15 protein-coding genes and 1 tRNA gene are annotated in these 19,722 nt (G+C 73.1%); 5 read left to right on the plus strand and 11 right to left on the minus strand.

Annotated elements, in window-relative coordinates; translation table 11 throughout:
- Positions 1-6: 6 nt before the first annotated feature.
- Positions 7-1,281 carry an ISL3 family transposase gene (locus tag ACOOHC_RS02970; protein ID WP_420451721.1) on the plus strand — a complete coding sequence of 425 codons (1,275 nt, stop codon included), beginning with the start codon at positions 7-9 and terminating at the stop codon, positions 1,279-1,281.
- A gap of 154 nt (positions 1,282-1,435) precedes the next feature.
- On the opposite strand, the gene ACOOHC_RS02975 is transcribed toward ACOOHC_RS02970, so the two are convergent.
- Both ACOOHC_RS02975 and ACOOHC_RS02980 read right to left on the minus strand, forming a co-directional pair.
- Positions 1,436-2,272: an enoyl-CoA hydratase/isomerase family protein gene (locus tag ACOOHC_RS02975; RefSeq protein WP_420452526.1), complete on the minus strand. Its 837-nt coding sequence runs from the start codon at positions 2,270-2,272 to the stop codon at positions 1,436-1,438.
- A 305-nt stretch (positions 2,273-2,577) separates the two neighbouring features.
- Positions 2,578-4,416, minus strand: coding sequence for a hypothetical protein (locus ACOOHC_RS02980; RefSeq protein WP_420452527.1), 1,839 nt, complete (start codon positions 4,414-4,416; stop codon positions 2,578-2,580).
- A 333-nt stretch (positions 4,417-4,749) separates the two neighbouring features.
- Here ACOOHC_RS02980 and ACOOHC_RS02985 point away from each other — a divergent pair, with 333 nt between their 5' ends.
- Positions 4,750-4,983 carry a hypothetical protein gene (locus tag ACOOHC_RS02985; protein WP_420452528.1) on the plus strand — a complete coding sequence of 78 codons (234 nt, stop codon included), beginning with the start codon at positions 4,750-4,752 and terminating at the stop codon, positions 4,981-4,983.
- Between the two features lie 70 nt (positions 4,984-5,053).
- Here the strand turns inward: ACOOHC_RS02985 and ACOOHC_RS02990 are convergent.
- A tRNA-Thr gene (locus tag ACOOHC_RS02990) sits at positions 5,054-5,126 on the minus strand.
- 205 nt (positions 5,127-5,331) lie between these two features.
- Between ACOOHC_RS02990 and ACOOHC_RS02995 the strand changes: the two genes are divergently transcribed.
- Positions 5,332-6,540, plus strand: coding sequence for a glycerol-3-phosphate acyltransferase (locus ACOOHC_RS02995; RefSeq protein WP_420452529.1), 1,209 nt, complete (start codon positions 5,332-5,334; stop codon positions 6,538-6,540).
- 31 nt (positions 6,541-6,571) lie between these two features.
- Here ACOOHC_RS02995 and crtI (ACOOHC_RS03000) read toward each other — a convergent pair whose 3' ends face one another.
- The 8 genes from crtI (ACOOHC_RS03000) to ACOOHC_RS03035 form a co-directional block, all read right to left on the minus strand.
- Positions 6,572-9,127: a phytoene desaturase family protein gene (gene crtI, locus ACOOHC_RS03000; RefSeq protein WP_420452530.1), complete on the minus strand. Its 2,556-nt coding sequence runs from the start codon at positions 9,125-9,127 to the stop codon at positions 6,572-6,574.
- Positions 9,124-9,984, minus strand: a complete 861-nt coding sequence (locus ACOOHC_RS03005; protein WP_420452531.1) for a carotenoid biosynthesis protein — start codon at positions 9,982-9,984, stop codon at positions 9,124-9,126. Before ACOOHC_RS03005 ends, crtI (ACOOHC_RS03000) begins: the two co-directional genes overlap by 4 nt.
- Positions 9,981-10,904 carry a phytoene/squalene synthase family protein gene (locus ACOOHC_RS03010; RefSeq protein ID WP_420452532.1) on the minus strand — a complete coding sequence of 308 codons (924 nt, stop codon included), beginning with the start codon at positions 10,902-10,904 and terminating at the stop codon, positions 9,981-9,983. The genes ACOOHC_RS03005 and ACOOHC_RS03010 overlap by 4 nt, the downstream gene beginning before the upstream one ends.
- Before the next feature lie 99 nt (positions 10,905-11,003).
- Entirely contained in the window at positions 11,004-12,494 is a 1,491-nt protein-coding gene (gene crtI / locus ACOOHC_RS03015; RefSeq protein ID WP_420452533.1) for a phytoene desaturase family protein, read from the minus strand.
- A 16-nt stretch (positions 12,495-12,510) separates the two neighbouring features.
- On the minus strand, positions 12,511-13,572 hold the full coding sequence (locus ACOOHC_RS03020) for a polyprenyl synthetase family protein (RefSeq protein WP_420452534.1): 1,062 nt from the start codon (positions 13,570-13,572) through the stop codon (positions 12,511-12,513).
- A gap of 168 nt (positions 13,573-13,740) precedes the next feature.
- Positions 13,741-13,971: an exodeoxyribonuclease VII small subunit gene (gene xseB, locus ACOOHC_RS03025; protein ID WP_420452535.1), complete on the minus strand. Its 231-nt coding sequence runs from the start codon at positions 13,969-13,971 to the stop codon at positions 13,741-13,743.
- 16 nt (positions 13,972-13,987) lie between these two features.
- Entirely contained in the window at positions 13,988-15,448 is a 1,461-nt protein-coding gene (gene xseA / locus ACOOHC_RS03030; protein WP_420452536.1) for an exodeoxyribonuclease VII large subunit, read from the minus strand.
- A gap of 40 nt (positions 15,449-15,488) precedes the next feature.
- A complete protein-coding gene (locus ACOOHC_RS03035; RefSeq protein WP_420452537.1) occupies positions 15,489-17,126 on the minus strand; it encodes a DNA recombination protein RmuC in 1,638 nt (545 codons plus the stop codon).
- Between the two features lie 183 nt (positions 17,127-17,309).
- Between ACOOHC_RS03035 and ACOOHC_RS03040 the strand changes: the two genes are divergently transcribed.
- Positions 17,310-18,170 (plus strand): aldo/keto reductase, encoded by an 861-nt coding sequence (locus ACOOHC_RS03040; RefSeq protein WP_420452538.1) that lies wholly within the window; start codon positions 17,310-17,312, stop codon positions 18,168-18,170.
- Positions 18,171-18,236: 66 nt separating this feature from the next.
- A complete protein-coding gene (gnd, locus tag ACOOHC_RS03045) occupies positions 18,237-19,676 on the plus strand; it encodes a decarboxylating NADP(+)-dependent phosphogluconate dehydrogenase (RefSeq protein WP_420452539.1) in 1,440 nt (479 codons plus the stop codon).
- The last annotated feature ends 46 nt before the right edge of the window (positions 19,677-19,722 follow it).

The raw sequence follows: 19,722 nt of genomic DNA on the forward strand, positions 1-19,722 counted from the left end.
GACGGGGTGCTGAACACCAAGGTATGGGAGAAGGCGTGCGGGTTGACGCGCACGGTCGTGGAAGGGGTCCGTGTCGACGACACCGATGGATCGATCGTGGTGTCGGCACGACCTGATGCGAGGGCTCGTGGCCGCTGCGGACACTGCCATCGACGTTCGCCTCGCTACGACCGTGGTGATGGTCGTCGGCGGTGGCGGGCGTTGGACGCCGGCACGACGAAGGTGTTCATCGAAGCCGACGCACCCCGGGTGCGTTGCCGCACGCACGGACCGACGGTGGTGGCAGTGCCGTGGGCTCGTCATGGGGTCGGCCACACCCGCGACTTCGACGACTTGGCGGCGTGGCTGGCGGTGCGCACCTCGAAGTCCGCGACGTGTGAGTTGTTGCGGGTGGCGTGGCGCACCATCGGTGCGATCGTCACGCGGGTCAATGCAGATGTCGAGGCGCGTGTTGATCGTCTCGACGGGTTGCGACGGATCGGGATCGATGAGATCTCCTACAAGCGCGGACACCGCTACCTGATCGTCGTGGTCGATCACGACACCGGCCATCTGGTGTGGGTCGGCCCTGGCCGCACCGACGCCGACTTGGAGGTGTTCTTCGACGAACTCGGCAACGAACGCGCTGCGGAGTTGACCCACATCTCTGCGGACATGGCGGGCTGGATCGCCCGCGTCGTCGCCAAGCGAGCCCCGAACGCCGTGCGCTGCGCCGATGCGTTTCACGTCGTCGCGTGGGCCATCGAAGCGCTCGACGTCGAGCGTCGCCGAGCCTGGAACCAGGCATCGGGACGAAACGCGATCACGACCGTCATGTCCCAGCGAGGACGCGCACGAGGCACCTCGCTCGGCATCGCACGCGCCCGCTACGCGCTCTGGAAGAACCCCGGCGATCTCACCGAGAACCAACGCGCCCAGCTCGACTGGATCGCCAAGATCGACCCTCGGCTCCATCGCGCTTACCTGCTCAAGGAAGGACTGCGGTTCGTGTTTGCCGTCAAGGGTGACGCCGGCAAGCACGCGCTCGACAGGTGGTTGTCGTGGGCGCGCCGGTCGCGAATGCCGGCCTTCGTCGAACTCGCCCGCAAGATCGTGAAGCACCGAGTGGCGATCGATCACGCCCTCGACTCCGGGCTCTCCAACGCCCTGATCGAGTCGACCAACACCAAGATTCGGCTCCTCACCCGCATCGCGTTCGGCTTCCACGGACCCGAACCCCTCATCGCCCTCGCCCTGCTCGCGCTTGGCAGCCACCCACCCGCCCTCCCAGGCCGAACCTGACCCACGGATACAGCAGAAGAGCGCCATATGGTTCGACGTCCGTCGATGCGAACATCGCAGGTGCGTGACATCGGTCGTGCCCCCTCGCCGGCGGCCGGGCGGCACCGGGGCCCGACGTCCCCGACGCGTCAGCGCCCGTCATCAGCGCCCGTCGTCAGCGCCCGACGTAGGTCGGTTCGCGCTTGTCGAGGAAGGCGGCGACACCCTCCCGGTGATCGGCGGTCGCGAAGAGGTCGTGGAGCGTGGAGCTGACGAAGCGGCCGAGGTCGTCCCAGTCGGGGTCGAGGGCACGTCGCAGGCCGCGCTTGAGCGCCTGCACGGCGAGGGGCGGGTTGGCGGCGATCTCGCCGGCCAGGGCCATCGCCGTCTCCATCAGCTCGTCGGGGTCGACGACGCGCGACACGAGCCCGATCCGCTCCGCCTCGGCGGCGTCGATGATCCGGCCGGTGTACAGCAGCTCGGCGGCGCGCTCGCGCCCGACGAGCTCGACGAGCCGGGCGAGCCCGGCGACGTCGCTGCACAGACCCCGCTTGACGAACAGCTCGCCGAAGCGGGCCGCGCCGGACGCGACCCGGAGGTCGGCCATCAGCGCGAGCTCCATGCCCCATCCGACCGCCGCTCCGTTCACCGCGGCCACGATCGGCACGTCGGTGCGCAGCAGGATCCCCGCCGTCGGGGTGAGGCGAGGTCGGTGCTCGGCGGTGGACCCCCCGCTCCCGTCACGGCCGTCGGCGTCTCCGCTCTCGTCGCGGCTCATGTTGACCATGATCTGCTTCACGTCGTCGCCCGAGCAGAACGCCGTGCCGCTCCCGGTGATCACCAGGCAGCGAGCGGTCGTGGACTCCACGGCGTGGCCGAGCTCCGCGTAGGTCGTGTGGGTGAGGGCGTTGCGTGCCTCGGGCCGCTCGATCGTCACCACGCCGACGTGGCCCTCCTCGCGGTAGGAGATCTCGGTGTAGTCGCCGTCGCCGGCTGTCGGGGTCTGCGTCATCGTCGCTCCGTCATCGTCGTCTGGTTCACGGGTGCCTCCGGTCGTGGCTGTCGAGGTGGTGCGGTCCGGGTGGTCGTGGTCTGCGTCGTGGTCGTTCCCGAGCGCCGGGGCCGTCTGGTGCCGCCACCGGCTGATCGCGGTGGTGGCGGTTCGCCGACCGCGATCGCACGACGCCTCCGGGTTCCGTGGTCGTCGCTCGCTCGTGCGGCGGTGGCGCCGGTGGGCACCACCGGCGCGTGGACAGTCTCGCCGCCGGGGCGCGCACGACGAGAGTCGGGCGGCGGTGGCCGAGTCGACGACCCCCGTCAGGGTGCCGAGACCGGAGTCGGGCCGAGGTCCGCGCCGGCGTGCGCCGGTCGATCGGTGAGGTCGGGACCGGATCGGTCGAGGACGTAGAGGCGGTACGCGGTGGCGGTGCGTCGGAGCTCGGACAGCTCGGCGATCGTCTCGCCGGACACACCCCGGGACTCGAGCGCGTACCGACCCAGATCGCTGTCGAAGTGGCCGATCGCGATGCGCTCTCCCGCGTCGGCCTCCGCGAGGGCACGGCTCCAGAGCTCGGACGAGCGGGCTCGCTCGGGGGCCGAGAGGCTGTCGAACGCGGCGACGAGCGTGGCGGACGGCGGGACCGCGTACCCCATGACGAGGTCGTCGTCGCCGACGAGGCGCACGGTCGTGCGGGGGACCGACCCGTCCGCGAGGTGCCACTCGTCGAACCAGAGCTCGTGGTCGGCCGGCACCCGCACGTCGTACCCCTGGCGCTCGAGCTCGAGGTACAGGCCCATCCCGGCTCCTCCCCAGCGGCGCCCGTCGACCCAGTCGAGGAGGTAGCTGCCCTCGTCGTCGAGGACATCGGCCGCCTGCTCGCTCAGCGACCCGATCGCGTCGGCGTCGCGGCCGTCGGGTCCCGTGGTGCCGACCGAGCGGACGCAGATCGCCAGCGAGGCGACCGCCGTCGCGGCGGCGACCGTGGCGATCGTGGCACGCCGCACGTGACGGGGGGCGCGATCGTGCACGGCCCAGGCGAGGACGAGCCAGACGGTGACCGCGACCACCCACCACCACCTCAGCACGTAGTCGAAGAGGGGCCCGGTCGTGCGGCTCGTCCCGACGAACCCGGCGAGCACGGCGCCGAGGGCCACGATCGCGAGCGCGCGGCTGCGCGACGGCGCGTGATCGGGCCGGGCTCGGTCGATCGTGACGATCGCGATCAGGCCGGCCACCACGGCCACGGCGATCGCGGACGCGGCGAGCCCGGGACGCGCTGACCACCCTCCGGGCGACGCGAGCTCGACGGCGGCGACGTCCCAGGCCGCGGCGAACCCGGCGGTCGGCTCGCCCGGAGCTGCGGCGAACGACGCGAGCTGCGCGAGGTTGCCCGGTGATCCCGTCAGCTGATCGACGATCGGCGGCAGCCAGACGACGACCGCGGTCGCCGCTGCGATCGACAGGATCCTGCGGTCGACGGCACGACACGTCGGGTCTCGGCGCGCCGTGCGCGCCACGAGGGTGCCGACGACGGCCACGGTCACCCCGGTGACCACCGGCAGGAACCCGACGTGCGTCTGCACGATGGCGCCGGCGACGGCGACGGCGAGCGGGATCGGGGCACGGGAACCGTCCAGGATCGCCCATCCCAGGACGAGGAGGAGGAACAGGGGGAGCAGGACCGCCCACGGGTTCCACGGGCTCATCAGCCGTTCGGCTCCCATCGCCGACGTCAGCAGCACCGATGCCGCCGAGGTGAGCACGAAGGGGCCGTGGCCCGCCCGCCGGAGGACGACGATCGTCGCGCCGACGAGCGACGACGCGTTGACGACCAGCACGGCGAGCAGCGCCCCCGGGGGTCCGAGCAGCCAGGTGGACGGCGCGAGGACGTAGGACAGCGCCGGGCCGGGATGGTGCCACCCCCACCGCGACCAGGCGCCGACCAGCGGCGTGCGCCGGGTGCCGACCTCGCCGACGTGGAGCAGCTCGAGCGCCACGTCGCCCGACGCGTGCCACCCGAGGACGGGGATGCGCAGGGCGAGCACGACGTACGGCGCGAGGAGCGCGACGACGCAGGCGACGACGGTCGGTCGTCGGAGGTCGTGCCGCCGACCGTCGGACCGTCGTTCGACCGGAGGTGCGGGGAGTGGTGCCACGTCGACCGGGCGACGCTACCTCCGTCGGGTCGCGCCGGGCCGGGTTCGTCGGGACTCGACCGGGCGGGTGCGCGCCGACGTGTCCGGCACGCTCCCGGATCGACCGACGCCCCGGTGCGAACGGCGAGACGGTGTTCACCCGCCCGACGCGCACGATCCATGATGTCGTCGTGACCTCACCTCCCCGCCGGCCCGAGAGCTCCGCGCGCGACGCGGTCCGTCGGTCGTGACGGTCCTCGGTCTGCTCGTGCCGGCGGACGTGGTCGACGGCGGCCGCGGCAATCCGCCCCCGACGGTCCGGTCGATCGGTCGCCGCGCGCGACGGCGGTCGCGATGAGCTGGCTGGTCACCTCGATCGTCCTCTCGATCGTCGCGACGGTGGTGCTCAACGTGGTGCTGCGGCTCGCGTCCTCCCGACGTGGCGGGCGTTCGTCCGCGTCGACGGCGGGGCGACGGTCGGAGCCGTGGTCGGCGCGCACGGGATCGTCCACCCGGGTCTTCTTCCCGTGGAAGGCGATGCTGATCGGATCGATCGTCCTCACGATCCTGGTCAACGTCGTGCGGTGACCCCGCGAGCTCGTCGAGACGGCGCCTCTCGCACCGCCGGCGGCTCCCCGCACGACGGGCGACGCCCGAGAGCCCAGAATCGGAATCGAACCGACGACCTACGCATTACGAGTGCGTTGCTCTACCGACTGAGCTATCTGGGCGAACCACCGGAGCGAGCTCCGGAGCCGAAGACGCTATCGGGCCATCGTGGCCGGGACGCCCCGCCGGCGATGGCCGTGGCTCCCCCGCCGAGCTCGCCAGGGGATCGCGACCGTCCCAGGTGCCGGTCGAGTCGTAGGGCTCGAAGCGTGCGAACAGCTCCTCGGTGTACCACCGTCCCGAGCGCGTCTGATCGATCACCTCGCGATGCCGCGGCAGCGCGTAGGCGAAGTCCGTCGCGGCCGCCGCCGACTCCCACAGGCTGAACGTCGCCAGCCTCCCGATCGGGGCCTCGCCGACGCCGACGACGTCGATCAGCCCGGCCGCGGTGCGCAGCTCGTCGTCGACCTCGCGCCCGGCTCGTGCGAAGGCGCGGGTCGCGCCGACGCGGACGTCGGCTCGGGTGACGACCGCGATCGGGCCGTCCGCGGATCCCGGCGCGAGCCCGTCGAGCGGATCGACGCCACGCCACGTCCCCCGCCCCCCGAGCGAGCGGAGGCGGACCGACCACGACTCGTCGGCGTCGCTCCACCGTCGGGCGATCGGGTGCGCGGCGCCGAACCGGTCGAGCGCCCCCTCGTCGTCCCACACGGCGAACAGGGCCGTGCGCGAGAGGCTCGCCCCGGGCCCGGTGGCGGCGCCGCGCCCGGTCCCGAGGAGGCGCCAGAACCGCAGTCCGTCGACCCGTCCGAGGCGGGCCCGGTCGGTTCCGAGGCGCGCGAGCGCGACGGGCGCCTTCCAGACGGGTTCTCGCACGAGGTGGAACGACGCGACGCGGGACATGCGTGGGCCATGCTGTCAGCGATGGCGGGGATCGGCGACCTGAGCTCCACACCGATCGACGTCGTGGTCGCGGTGATCGTGGGGTACGTGCTCGGTTCGATCCCCGTCGCCGACGTGGTGGCGCGCCGACGTGCCGCGCTCGACCTGCGCGACGTGGGCGACCGCAACCCGGGGTTCTGGAACGCCCGCGAGGCGCTCGGCGTCGGGGCCGCGCTCCCGGTGTTCGTCGGGGACGTGGCCAAGGGCGCCCTGGCCGCAGCCGTCGGCGCCGCGCTGGCCGACCCCGGGGTCTGGGGGATCGCCCACGTCGGTGGCGGCGCCGCGATGGTCGGCCACGCCGCTCCGGTCTTCGCGCGGTTCTCCGGCGGCCGCAGCGTGCTGGCGTTCGTCGGCACGGTGATCGTGGCCGCGCCGACCGCGGCGGCGATCGCGATCGGGGTGGTCGTCGTGGTGTTCGTCGCGACCCGGTCGTTCGCGTGGGGCGCGCGCGCCGGGTTCGTCGCGTTCCCGTTCGTGCAGCTCGTCGTCGACGGGCCCCACCGGACGGCGGCGTCGGGGGTGCTGATGAGCTTCATCGGTGTGCGCTTCGCCCAGGCGGCGGTCGCGTCTCGGCGCGCCGCGCGACGCTCCTGACCGATCCACGACGGACGCCCGCCGCGCCCGGTCAGGTGTAGTCGCGACCGCGCCACGACCTGGGCCCGCGATGCGCGATGCCGCGCGCGATGGCGGCGGCGGCGGCGAGGTCGGCCGTCGGGCTCAGCCAGTAGGCGGCGCCGCGCACCCCGAAGGCGGTGCGCGTGCCCACCAGGGTGCCGCAGCGCAGCGCGAGGAGCACGGCGTCGACGAGGTCGCCGCGACCGGTGAGCAACCGGGGCAGGGGCAGGGCCTGCGTGAGCACCACCACGGCGAGATCGGCGAGCTGGCGCGACCGCGACTCGACCCCGGGCAGCGCCAACGACCGGCCCCACCCCGACCAGGTGCCGCCGAGCGACTCGTACATGCGCACCGAGATGAGATCGGGAGCCGCGAGGAACCCGACGCGTCGTCCGTCGACGGCCATCGCCCGGGCGAGGGCGACGTCCTCCACGACCTCCCCGGCGACGATCGCCATCCCCCCGGCGCGCAGGAAGTCGTCCCGGCGGACGACCGTGCACTGGCCGCTCGCCATGGTCCGCTCGGGGCGCGTCCGGCCACCCGGGGGGCCGAAGCGGTAGACGAGGGTGGTCAACATCGCCGCGTGCAGCCACCGCGACGGCGGTGTGGGGCACTCGAAGCGCCCACCGACGGTGAGCAGGTCGTAGCGATCACGGGCCCGGGCGACCACCGAACCGGGCAGGTGGGGATCGGGACGGGTGTCGGCGTCGAGGGTGACCACCCACTCCGATGTCGCGGCCTCGATGCCCTGCTGCAGCGCCCACGCCTTGCCGGCCCAGCCGACGGGGAGGGGAGCGCCCGGGACGACCCGGGCTCCCGCCGCCGACGCCACGGCCGCGGTGTCGTCGCCCGACTCGTCGTCCACGACGATTACCTCGTCGACCCTCGGCGCCGAGCTCATCGCCGCCAGCACCGGCCCGATGCGCAGCGCCTCGTCACGAGCGGGCACGACCACCGAGATCGAGACCCCCACCGGGGGCGCCGTCACGGTCACCGGAGGCTCCGGGCGCGACGCCTGCGCGAGGCGCCGACCCGCGACGAGACCGGCGGCGACGCGACCCGCGACCGAGGCGATGCGCAGGATCCGGCGGGCGCCCGCCGATCCCGACCGGGCGGTCACGGGCGGTCGTCGGCGACCAGATCGGCCACGATCCGAGCGCTGGTGACCACGAGGGGCAGACCGCCCCCGGGGTGGCTCGATCCGCCGACGAGGTACAGGCCCTCGCGCAGCCCGCGGTTGCCGGGGCGCAGGAAGGCGGCGCGCACCCCGTTCGAGGAGGTGCCGTAGATCGCGCCTCCTGGTGAGCGGTAGTTGTGCGCGATGTCGTCGGGGGTCATGATCGCGCAGAACCCCATCCGGGTCCGCAGATCGACCCCGTGGTCGGCGAGGCGGTCGAGGACGATGTCGCGGTAGCGCGCCGCGTCGATGTCGACGTCGGGCGGGGGTGTTGACCAGCACGAACCAGTTCTCGTCGCCGTCGGGCGCCTGGCTGGGGTCCGTCGTCGACGACACCGATGCGTAGATCGTCGGATCGAGGGCGAGCTGGCCCGATCCGATCGCGCGGAACTCCTGCCAGATGTCGTTCGGGAACCAGACGTTGTGGTGCCGGATCCCGTCCGTGCGGCCGCTCACGCCGATCGACATCGCGAACCCGCTCGTCGAGCGGGGTGCGCGGCGCACCGACTCGAGCGCCTCCTGGTCGGGGAGCAGGTCCGAGTAGAGGTGGTGGGCGTCCGCGTTCGAGACCACGACCGTCGCGTCGAGGAACGACCCGTCGGCCAGCTCGACCCCGGTGACCCGGTGCGGGGTCGACGTCACCGCGACGACCTCGGCGCCGGTCTCGATCTCGACGCCGACGTCGCGCGCCACCCGCTCGAGCGCGTCGCGCAGGGCACGCACCCCGCCCATCGGGTACCAGACCCCGAAGCGCGACTCGACGTGGGCGATGCAGGCGAGGGTCGCGGGAGCGGCGGCCGGCGACGACCCGGAGTAGGTCGCGTACCGCTCGCCCCACTGGCGGAGGCGGTCGTCGTCGAACGTCGAGCGGACCACCCCGCGCAGGGTGCGGTGGCCGTCGATGCGCGCCAGATCGGCCGGTGAGCGCATCCGCTTCAGCAGCGACGCCGCCCCCGACATCGGGCCGGCGAGGAACGTGCGCTCGGCCACCTCCCAGATCCGGCGGCCGCGCTGGTCGAACTCGCTCCATCGCGCCCCGGCGCCGGGCGCGAAGCGCTCGAAGGCGTGGACGGTCTCCTCGGGGTCGTCGGGCACCTCGAGGGTCGAACCGTCGCGCCACGAGTAGCGGAACTGCGGGTCGAGGCGGACGAGCCCGACCTCGTCGTCGAGGGAGGTGCCGGCGGTGCGGAAGAGCTCGTCGAGGACGTGGGGCATCGTGACGAGCGCCGGGCCGATGTCGAAGCTGAAGCCGTCGCGCTCGTAGAGCGCGACCTTGCCGCCGACGACATCGTTGCGCTCGAGCAGCGTGACCGAGTGCCCGGCGACGGCCAGGCGGACCGCCGCGGCGATGCCGCCGACCCCACCGCCGACGACGACGACCCGGCTCATCGGTGCACCCCGCGGCCGATCAGGACGCGGCGCGCCGCAGCGATCGACGTGGGGAGCATCGCTGCTCCTCCGACGGCGGCCACGAGCGGATCGCGGAAGAACCTGGCGAACCCGACGGTCTGCATCACGGACACGTACCCGTACTGACCCACGAGCCGAACATCGGCAGCTCCGGCCGACACGGGCGCCGCCGCGCTCGCGGGCGCTCGCTCGGTGCCGGCGGGCGGGTCCGTGCTCCCCGCTCGCGCGACCGGGAGGAGGCGCTCGAACAGCGCCATCAGCGCGGCCGAGGTCAGGAACCACCCCAGGTAGTTGGAGACCGGGATGCCGCGGTAGCGACCCCGGCGCTGCCACGACCAGTACCCCTCGGCGACCATCTGCGGATCGAGGAACAGGTCCCACGCCGTCATCGCCGCCGCTCCGAGCGCGACGCGGCCCGCGGTCGAGGAGCTCTCCCCGAGCGCCGCGTGGGCCGCCTCGCGCGACGGCACGCCCATCGCGAACCAGGCGAGGGGGACGATCACCGGGACGTGAGCGAGCTGGGGTCGCAGCGCGGCGGAGTAGTCGTAGCGCCCGAACGGGAACCCGGTCGCGGTCCCGAACCGCTCGACGACCCCCGTCACCCCCGCCGTGACCGCGGCTGCGCCGAGGGCGCGCCGCGGACCCCACCGGCGGGCGGCGTTCGCGGTCGTCAGCGCGGACATCGCGCCGACCACGACCGACGAGAGCACCCGTCGCCGCGGAGATCTGGCGGGCGCCAGGGGCGTGGCGATCATCCCCGCGACGGTCACGGTCGCGGCGACGGCCGAGATCGGGCCGAGCGCACGTGCGGTGGCGGAGCTCGCCGTGTCGCTCACCGCAGCGCCGCGGCGACGAGGGTCGCCTTCTCCCACGTCGACACCGACGCTCGCGACGAGTGGACGTCGTACCCCTCGGCCTCGATCTCGTCGAGGATGCGGCCGTAGAGGACGTGGGCCGCGCGCACGCAGCGCGCCGAGCGCTCGGGGAGCATCGCGATCCCGGCCTCCGCCGATCGGTACAGCTCCCGGCACCGCTCGATCTCGAAGCGCATCAGCTCGACGAAGCCGTCGGTCACGGCCCGATCGGTGAGGTCGACGCCGAAGCGGCGCGAGTCCTCGAGCGGGACGTACTGGCGCCCCCGGTCGAGGTCCTCGTCGATGTCGCGCAGGAAGTTGGTGAGCTGGAACGCGTCGCCCAGGTCACGAGCGTGGGGGAGCGCCCGGTCGAGGTCGTGGGGCTCGAGGATCGGCAGCATCATCTCGCCGATCACCGCCGCCGAGCCGTCCATGTAGGTGCGCAGATCGTCCCACGTCTCGTAGCGGTCGACGGTCAGGTCCATCGTCATCGAGCGCAGGAAGCGGGTGAACGCATCGGCGTCGATGTCGAAGGCCCGCACCGTGTGGACCACGGCCTTGAGCACGGGATGGCGGGATCGACCCGACTCGAGGTCGGCGAAGAAGCGCTCCCCCAGCTGGGCGAGGGCCCGAGCGCGCACAGCGGTCGGCACGTCGTCGCCACCCTGGCTCGGGATCTCGTCGACGATGTCGTCGGCGTAGCGGGCGAAGGCGTACAGGGCGTGGACGTGGTGCCGCTTGATGCGCGGGAGCAGCTTCGTCGACCAGTAGTAGGTGGTGCCGTGGCGCTTGTTGAACTCGCGGCACAGGGCGTAGCTCGCCTCGAGGGTCACCTCGGCGTCGGGGACGAGGTGGGTCGTCGGCACCGGGGGGTGCGGGCGGAACCGGGGCACGACGCGCACCGACCCGATGGTAGGCGCCGACGTCGTCGCAGCCGTGCCCGCGCTCGGCAACGGCGCCACGATCGGCCGCCCGCTCCGCGCCTGCGACGTGGCGCAGGTTCAGCGCCCGCGCCGGGCGTGGTGCTGCTCGGCGCGCTCGGCGGCGAGCTTGCCCGAGACGAGCACCATCGGCACCCCGACGCCGGGGAGGGTGGACGACCCGGTGAACACCAACCCCGGGACGCGTGCGTCGACGTTGCTCGGACGGAACGGGCCGGTCTGGAAGAAGGTGTGCGCGAGGGCGAACGGGGTGCCGCGCTCCATGCCCATCCGCTCCCAGTCCCGCGGGTCGTAGATCTCCTCGACCACGACGTCGGTGGGGTAGCCGAGGTCACCGACCCGCCGCCGCAGCGATCCCATGATGCGGTCCCGCTCGCGACCCCAGTCGATCGTCCCCTCCAGGTTCGGCGTCGGCTCCAGCACGTACAGGCAGGACGACCCGTCGGGGGCGAGCGTCGGGTCGTCGAGGCTGTGGAGCGTGACGAGGATCGACGGATCGGGCATCCGGACCCCGTCGTCGATCAGCGCCCGGAACGAGCCGTCCCAGTCGTTCCCGAAGTGGATGTTGTGGTGGGTCGCTCCCTCGGGCGGCAGGCCGCGCACCCCTGCGACCCACAGCAGGCACGACGGCGAGTACTTCCCGGTGCGGGCGCGCCGCGGTGCCTCCACGTCGTCGCCCAGGAGGTCGCGGTAGGCGACCGGGAGGTCGGGGTTGCACACCACGACGTCGGCCTCGACGAGCTCGGATCCGTCGCCGTCGCCGATGCGCACCCCGCGTGCCGAGCCGTCCGCGTAGCGCACGATCTCGGTGACCGGGCTCGAGTAGCGGAAGTCGACCCCGGCCGCCGCGACCGCGTCGGCGAGCCCGGTCGCCATCCGGTGCATCCCGCCCCGGGGGACGTACACCCCTTCGACGGAGTCCATGTAGGTGATCACCGCGTACAGCGCGAGGGCCTCGTAGGGAGCGAGTCCGGCGTACATCGACTGGAAGCTGAAGATCTGCTGCAGGCGCTGGTCGTCGAAGAACGACGCGACCTTGCGGTCCAGGCGCCCGAAGCCGCCGAGGCGGAGCAGCGAGAGGCCGTCGCGCCACGGCTTCACGAGATCGAGCGGGGAGTCCAGGTTGGCGTCGATGAAGGAGTCGATCTCGGCGCGGTAGAGCCGCTCGAGCCACTCGGCGAAGCGCAGGAAGCCGTCCGCCTCCCGCTCGTCCGCGAAGCGTCGGATCTCCTCGGCCATCGCCTCGCGCCCGTGACGCACGAGCAGCGTCGACCCGTCGGGGTAGCAGGCCCGGTACATCGGGTCGACCGGGTCGATCGTGAGATGGTCGCCCATGTCCGCCCCGGCGGCCGCGAACGTGTCGGCGAGCAGCCCGGGCATGGTCATCACCGTCGGACCGTTGTCGAGGGTGAACCCGTGGGAGCGGATCACGCCGGCACGCCCGCCAGGGGTCGGGTCGCGCTCGACGACGATGACGTCGTGGCCCCGCCCCACGAGGTGGGCGGCCGCGGAGAGGCCGCCGAGTCCCGCCCCGACCACCACGGCCCTCATCGCGCTCGGCCCGGGTTCACAGCGCGCGGCGGGTGACGTAGTCGGCCAGCTCGACGAGCTCGGAGCAGGCCGCGGGGGTGATCGGCGCGGACTCGAGCGATGCGACCGCCTCGGCGGCGAGCTGAGCGATGCGCTCCTCGAGCTCGGCGAGGGCTCCGGTGTCGACGATGACCTGCTGGATCCGGGCGACGCCGTGCGCATCGAGGCGCGGGTCGCCGACCGTGCGGAGAACCTCGCCCTGGGCATCGTCGGCGCGCGCGGTCGCGCGCGCGAGCAGCGGGGTCGGCTTGCCCTCGACGAGGTCGCCGCCGACGGGCTTGCCCGTGACCTCCTCGTCGCCGAAGGCACCCATCACGTCGTCACGCATCTGGAACGCGTCGCCGAGCGGAAGCCCGTAGGCGCTGAGGTGGGGGAGGAGCTCGTCGAGCCGGTCGGGCGCCGCGAGCGCCGCGCCGAGGTGGAGCGGCCGCTCGATCGTGTACTTGCCCGACTTGTAGCGGCAGATCCGCTCGCTGGTCGCGAGGTCGCGCGTTCGCCGGACCCCGCCCACGATGTCGAGGTACTGGCCGATGTTCAGCTCGATGCGCAGCTCGTTCCAGATCCGAGCCGCCCCGGGGGCGGCCTCGACGAGGAGCTGATCGGCGTACACGAAGGCGAGGTCCCCGACGAGGATCGCGACCCCCTCTCCGAAGCGCCGCGACTCCCCGGCCCACCCGTGCTCCGCGTGTTCGCGAGCGGCGACGACGTGGGTCGTGGGCTGCCGGCGGCGGGAGTCCGCGTCGTCCATGACGTCGTCGTGGAACAGGGCGAAGGCGTGCATCAGCTCGAACGCAGCGCCGGCATCGAGCTCGACGGCCTCGTCGTCACCACCTCCGGCGCCCACGAAGCCCCAGTGGCAGAAGGCCGGTCGGAGGCGCTTGCCGCCGGAGAGCACGAGGCGTCGGATCTCGTCGATCGGGTGGGCCAGGTCGGCGTCGAACGACGCCCAGCGGGATCGCTCACCGGCGAGGAACTCGTCCAGCCGGGCCTCGACACGGGTGGCGAGGCGCTGCAGCGACTCGGGCGCACTCGCGGGCATGGGGCGTGAGACTACTGCCGTCTCGCGCGGCGCTGTCCCGCCGAGCTCGAACGGTGCACGTCACGTCGCTCCACGTCGGCGCGAGGGATCCACCACCCCCCTCGCCGCGCCGCCGACCGTCCCCCCGGGGACCGGGCGTCTCGGTCGGATGTCGTCGGGGGGTGACGCTCAGCTCGGCTCGGCGGCCGCCCCGGCGTCGAGGTCCGTCGTGACCTGGCGGATCCGAACCCGGGCGGAGGAGATCTTGTCCCGGCACAGGGCGATCAGCTCCGATGCTCGCTCGACCCGGTCGGCGAGGCGGTCGACGTCGACGTCGGACCCCTCGAGCTCGCGCAGGATCTCGTCGAGCTCGGCGAGCGCGTCCTGGTAGCCGGGTGCGGTGGGGGCGTCGTCGGTCATCGTTCTCGGTCTCCGGTCACGGGTCGGTCGCGGGTGGGGCGGGCGTCGGGGTCGGTGCGGGAGCCGGAGCGGCGTCGTCGACGACGCTGACCACCTCGCCGTCGGCCACGGCGGTCGTGAGGACGTCGCCGGCGGCGACGTCGTGGATCGAGCGCACGATCCCTCCCCGAGCCGTGCGGGTGATCGTCCACCCGCGCGCGAGTTGCACGGCGGGGTCGACGGCGCCGACGCGCGCCGCGAGCACGTCGAGCGTCGACGACCGGCGCTCGAGGGCGCGTGCGGCGCGCTCGACGAGGCGCTCCTCGGCTCGGACGACCTCGGCGACGCCGCGGTCGAGGGCGGCGGGGCCGAGCGCGGCGAGCGACGCCCGGCGTGCCCCGAGGCGCTCGTCGGCCCGCTCGACGGCGGAGTGCGTCCGCGACGCGATCCGGTGCGCGACGTCGTGGAGGCGGTGGTCGCTGCGGGCGACCGCCGTGTCCGCGCGGGCGGCGATGCGTCGGCTGACGTCGTGGCTGCGCCGCTCGCTCCGATCGATCACGGCCTCACCCGCCCGCCCGATCGCCTGCCACGTCAGCTCGCACCCGCTGACGTAGCGCTCGACCTGCTCGACGAGGGCTCCGGCGCACGCGGTGGGCGTCTTGAGAGCGGTGTGGGCGACCTCGTCGGCGACGCTGCGGTCGATCTCGTGACCGAGTCCGGTGAACACCGGGATCGGGACCGACGCGATGGTCCGCGCGATCCGCTCGCCGTCGAACGTGGCGAGCTCGTTGCGCGCCCCTCCGCCGCGGATCACCACGATCACGTCGAGCAGGCCGGCGCGCGCTCCACGGGCCAGGGTGCCGATCGCCCCGGCCACCATCCGCTCGGCACCGTCACCCTGGACCCGTGTGTCGGCCACCGTGAGCTCGAAGCCGAACCCGCTGCGCTCGAGCTCGGCGGTGAAGTCGGCCCACGCGGCCGATTCGACGCTGGCCACGACCCCGATGCGCAGCGGAGCGGCGGGGACCCGGTGGCGACGGTTCGCGTCGAGCGCCCCGCTCGCGACGAGTCGCCGCATGATGTCGTCGCGCGACTGGGCGATCTCGCCCAGCGTGTGGCGCGGATCGATGTCGTCCATCTTGACCGCGAGCGTGCCGCGCGGCTTGTAGAAGTCGAGGTGGCCGTGGATGCGGACCTTCATCCCGTCACGCAGCTCGAGGCGGTTCGAGCGCAGCTTCGGCGTCAGGCGCTTGAGCGCGGGGGCGAACAGCTTGACGTCGAGCTTGGCCTCCGATGCGCGCTCCTTCTCGACGAGGGAGAAGTAGAGGTGCGGCCCGCCCCGCTTGAGCCCGTTGATCTCGCCCCGAACCCACACCCCGTCACGGAACCCGCGCCGCAGCTCGGCGTCGATCGCGTCCGCCAGCTCGCCGACGGTGAACGTCGCGTCGACGGGCTCGTCGAGCTCGCCGTCGTCGAAGTCGAAGGCGGGTTGGGACACGGCTCCAGCCTGCCAGGTCGGATCGTCGACGCGGCTGCGCTCAGGCGAGGCGACGCAGGTTGCCGTCGGGCGGGGTCTCGTCGTCGTCGCCCGGTTCGAGCGAGAACAGCTCGCCGTCGACGGGCAGGCCGCGCTGCTGGCGGATCGCCTCGAGGTCGCGCAGCGGTCGCTCCAGCATCTTGCGGCGGGTCCCGGCGAGCGCCTCGAAGTCGCGCTCCACGCGCTCGAAGCTGCGCTTCGTCTTGTCGACCTGCTCGGCGTACTTCGTCCACTGCGTGCCGAATCGGCCGATGAGCTGGAGGATCTCGTCGCTCGTCTGCTCGATCATGAAGTTGTCGTGGGCCTGGCGGATCACGCCGAGGAACGCGAACAGTGTGAGGGGGGAGCACATCACGATCTGCTGACCCATCGCGTCCTCGATGAGCGCCGGGTCGTGCTCGTGGATGAACCCGGTCAGCTGCTCGTTGGGGATGAACAGCAAGACGTTGTCGAGGGCCGACCCACCGCCCTCGACCGCGTACTCGCGCTTGGCGAGCTCGCGCACCCGGGCGCGGACGTCGCCGAGGAAGCGCTTGAGGTGGGTCTCGCGCTCGGCGTCGGTCCCGGCCTCGAGGTGGCGGAGGTAGGACGCCATCGGGAACTTCACGTCCATGAACAACGTCTGGCCCTTCGGCATCCGGAAGGTGTAGTCGGGCCGACCCGAGCCCCCCTCGATCTGCGTCTGCTTCACGTAGTTGACGTTCTCGACGAAGCCGGCGAGGCGCAGGACGTCCTCGGCCATGCGCTCCCCCCACTGGCCGCGGGCCTGCGGGTTGGCCAGGGCCGAGCGCAGGGCCTGGGTCGACTCCGACAGGGTGCTCGCGATCTCCATGTGCGCCTTGAGCGACGACTCGACCTCGCCGAAGGTGCGGGCGCTGCTCCGCCCGAGCGAGGAGAGCATCTCGGTCACCTTCGCGAGCTCGGCGCGCATCTCGTCGTGCACCTGGTCGAGGCGGGCCTCGATGACGTCCTTCTTCGCGCCGAGGTCCGCCGAGGTCTGCTCCTTGAGCTGGGCGCTGGCGGTGTCGAGCTGGGCCTTGACGTGGGCGGTGGTCGTGTCGAGCTGCTCGCGCACCTGGGTGGTGGTGGTGGTGAGCTGGGCCTGCTGGCGCTCCATCGTCGCGTCGAACTGCTCGCGCTGGAGCAGCGCCGACTGCTCGAGCGCGGCCTTGACCGAGGCGTCGCGCTCGGCGGTGGCGTGGTGGCGCGCCTCGACCACGGCGCGCTGGACCGCGGCGTCGATCGCGGCCTGCATCGCGGCGGCGTCCGCCTCCCGCTCGGCGTCGCGGTCGGACCGGTGCGCCTCGGCGTCGCTCCCGGCGGTCGAGCGCCCGGCGCGGAACGCCACGGCCACCGCGAGGGCGCCGAGGAGCACGAGCAGGACGATCAGGATCACGATCGGGAGGGACATGGCGCCATCTTGTCGCGGGGGTGCCATGGGGTTCGCGGACCCTCGTCGTGCGACGGGACGGACGCGGCTCGCGTCGCGCCAGCGCGCCGGGAGGGGGGCGAGGAGGTCGCCGAGGGCGTGGGCCGCGTCGACGGGGAAGGCACCGGGGGCGTCGATCCACATCCGCAGCAGGTGTCGACGACGGTGCAGCTCGGGCCCGTCCTCGAAGTCGCTCCGGGCGTGGAGCACCGACCGATCGTCGAGGACGAGCGTCCGGCCCGGCCGGAGCGTGGAGCGGACGGTGCTCGCCGGATCGCCGGCGCTCACGGCCGACGACGATGCGCCTGCGGCGGCGCGCGGACCCACGACGATCGCACGGCGTCGGCGGGCGCCCGACGTTTCCGCCCGGGTCTCGCGGGTAACCCGCGGTCCATGACCACCATCGCAGGCACCTCGACGTTCGATCTCGGCGGGCGGTACCCGATCCGGCGGCTCGGGTACGGAGCGATGCAGCTCACCGGCGACGGGGTGTGGGGCGAGCCCGACTCCCCCGAGGACGCGAAGCGCGTGCTGCGCGCCGCGGTCGAGATGGGGGTGAACTTCTTCGACACCGCCGACTCCTACGGCCCCGACGTCAGCGAGCGCCTGATCGGCGAGGCGCTCGTGCCGTACGGCGACGACGTCGTCGTCGCGACGAAGGCCGGGCTCGTGCGCCCGGGACCGGGCGACTGGCAGCCGAACGGCCACCCGGACCACATCCGCCAGGCGTGCGACGGCAGCCTGTCGCGCCTCGGGCTCGATCGGATCCCGCTCTACCAGCTCCACCGGATCGACCCCGACGTGCCGGTCGAGGAATCGATCGGCACGATGCTGGAGCTGCGCGAGGCGGGCAAGATCGACCTGATCGGCGTCTCCGAGGTGGGCGCCGACGAGCTGCGTCGGGTGCGGGAGCTGTGCGACGTCGCCGCGGTGCAGAACCGGTTCAACGTCGGCGACCGCGAGTGGTCGGACGTGGTCGACGCGTGCAGCGCCGACGGCATCGCGTTCATCCCGTGGTTCCCGCTCGGCTCGGGCGACCTCGGCGATGCCGGCGACGCGCTCGACGCGGTCGCCGAGAACCACGGGTCCGGCCGTCACGCGGTCGCTCTCGCCTGGCTGCTGCACCGGTCTCCCACGACGGTCCCCATCCCCGGGACGTCGTCGGTCGACCACCTCGAGGCGAACCTCTCCGCGGCCCACCTCGTCGGGGAGATCTCCGACGCCGAGTGGGCGACGCTCGATCAGGCGGCCTGACAGCCGCCCGACGGGTCCGCCGGCGCCCGCTGCCGCCCGGCGCGGGTCAGCGGCCAGACTGGCCCGATGGCAGCGGACATCGGACTGGTCGGCCTCGCGGTGATGGGTCGCAACCTCGTGCTGAACATGGCGCGCAACGGCATCGAGGTGGCGGTGCACAACCGCACCACCTCGCGGATGACGGACTTCGTCGACGGCGAGGCGGCGGGAGCGACGGTGACCGGCCACGCCGAGCTCGCCGACATGGTCGCCGCCCTGTCGTCACCGCGGATCGTGATGCTCATGGTCCGCTCGGGGCCCGCCGTCGACGCGGTGCTCGGCGGTCTGGTGCCGCTGCTCGACGAGGGCGACATCGTGATCGACGGGGGCAACGCGGACCACGTCGACACCCAGCGCCGCTGCGACGAGCTCGCCGAGCGGGGGCTGCACTTCGTCGGCGCCGGCATCTCGGGCGGCGAGGAGGGTGCGCTGAACGGCCCGTCGATCATGCCCGGAGGGTCGCCGGAGGCGTGGCCGCACGTGGAGCCCATCCTGACGGCGATCGCCGCCGTCGCCGACGACGGTCGGCCGTGCTGCGAGTGGTTGGGGCGCGGCGGCGCCGGCCACTTCGTGAAGATGGTTCACAACGGGATCGAGTACGCCGACATGCAGGTGATCGCCGAGGCGTACTCGCTGATGTCGCACCGGGGGCTGACCAACACCGAGATGTCCGAGGTGTTCGCCCGGTGGAACGAGGGAGCGCTGCAGTCGTTCCTCGTCGAGATCACCGCGGCGATCCTCGGCCACGCCACCCCCGACGGGGAGGCCACGCTCGACTCGATCCTCGACGCCGCCGGGCAGAAGGGGACCGGTCGGTGGACGGCGATGTACGGCTTCGAGCTCGGCCAGCCCGTCAGCCTGATCGCCGAGGCGGTCATCGCACGGGCGGTGTCGGCGCTCGTCGACGAGCGCGGTCGTGCGGCGGAGATCCTCGCCGGCCCGACCCCCGACCTCACCGACGAGCCGAGCGAGGACGACCTGCGCGACGCGCTCTACGCCTCGAAGATCGTGTCGTACGCCCAGGGCTTCTCGATGCTGGCAGCGGCGAGCCGCGAGCACGGCTGGGAGCTCGACCTCGCGGCGATCGCCTCGATCTGGCGTGCCGGGTGCATCATCCGGGCCCGGTTCCTCGACGACATCGCGTCGGCGCTCACCGAACGCCCCGACATCGACAGCCTGCTGCTGGCCGACGGGTTCGCCGCCGATCTCTCGGACGCTCAGCGCGGGTGGCGCGAGGTGGTGCGCATCGGCGTGGCCGCCGGTGTCCCGCTCCCCGCCTACTCCTCGGCGCTCGCGTTCTACGACGGGTACCGCACGACGCGGCTCCCGGCCAACCTGATCCAGGCCCAGCGCGACTACTTCGGCGCGCACGGCTACGAGCGCCTCGACGGGGTCCGCGGCGACGACTTCCACACCGACTGGATCGGCGACGGGGCGCAGAGCGCCGTCGAGAGCTACAGCGCCTGAGCGGTCACGACCGGTCGGCGCGCCGGGTCCGGCTGGCGCTGAACGG

Origin of the sequence: Ilumatobacter sp. (genome assembly GCF_965215205.1) — a bacterium.
GTDB lineage: Bacteria > Actinomycetota > Acidimicrobiia > Acidimicrobiales > Ilumatobacteraceae > Ilumatobacter_A.

Coding starts and splice junctions, on each gene's coding strand:
- ACOOHC_RS02975 (WP_420452526.1), bottom strand. CDS start 2,272: ATGACGCAGACCCCGACAGCCGGCGACGGCGACTACACCGAGATCTCC.
- ACOOHC_RS02985 (WP_420452528.1), top strand. CDS start 4,750: ATGAGCTGGCTGGTCACCTCGATCGTCCTCTCGATCGTCGCGACGGTG.
- ACOOHC_RS02995 (WP_420452529.1), top strand. CDS start 5,332: ATGCCGCGGCAGCGCGTAGGCGAAGTCCGTCGCGGCCGCCGCCGACTC.
- crtI (WP_420452530.1), bottom strand. CDS start 9,127: ATGAGCCGGGTCGTCGTCGTCGGCGGTGGGGTCGGCGGCATCGCCGCG.
- crtI (WP_420452533.1), bottom strand. CDS start 12,494: ATGAGGGCCGTGGTGGTCGGGGCGGGACTCGGCGGCCTCTCCGCGGCC.
- ACOOHC_RS03020 (WP_420452534.1), bottom strand. CDS start 13,572: ATGCCCGCGAGTGCGCCCGAGTCGCTGCAGCGCCTCGCCACCCGTGTC.
- xseB (WP_420452535.1), bottom strand. CDS start 13,971: ATGACCGACGACGCCCCCACCGCACCCGGCTACCAGGACGCGCTCGCC.
- ACOOHC_RS03040 (WP_420452538.1), top strand. CDS start 17,310: ATGACCACCATCGCAGGCACCTCGACGTTCGATCTCGGCGGGCGGTAC.
- gnd (WP_420452539.1), top strand. CDS start 18,237: ATGGCAGCGGACATCGGACTGGTCGGCCTCGCGGTGATGGGTCGCAAC.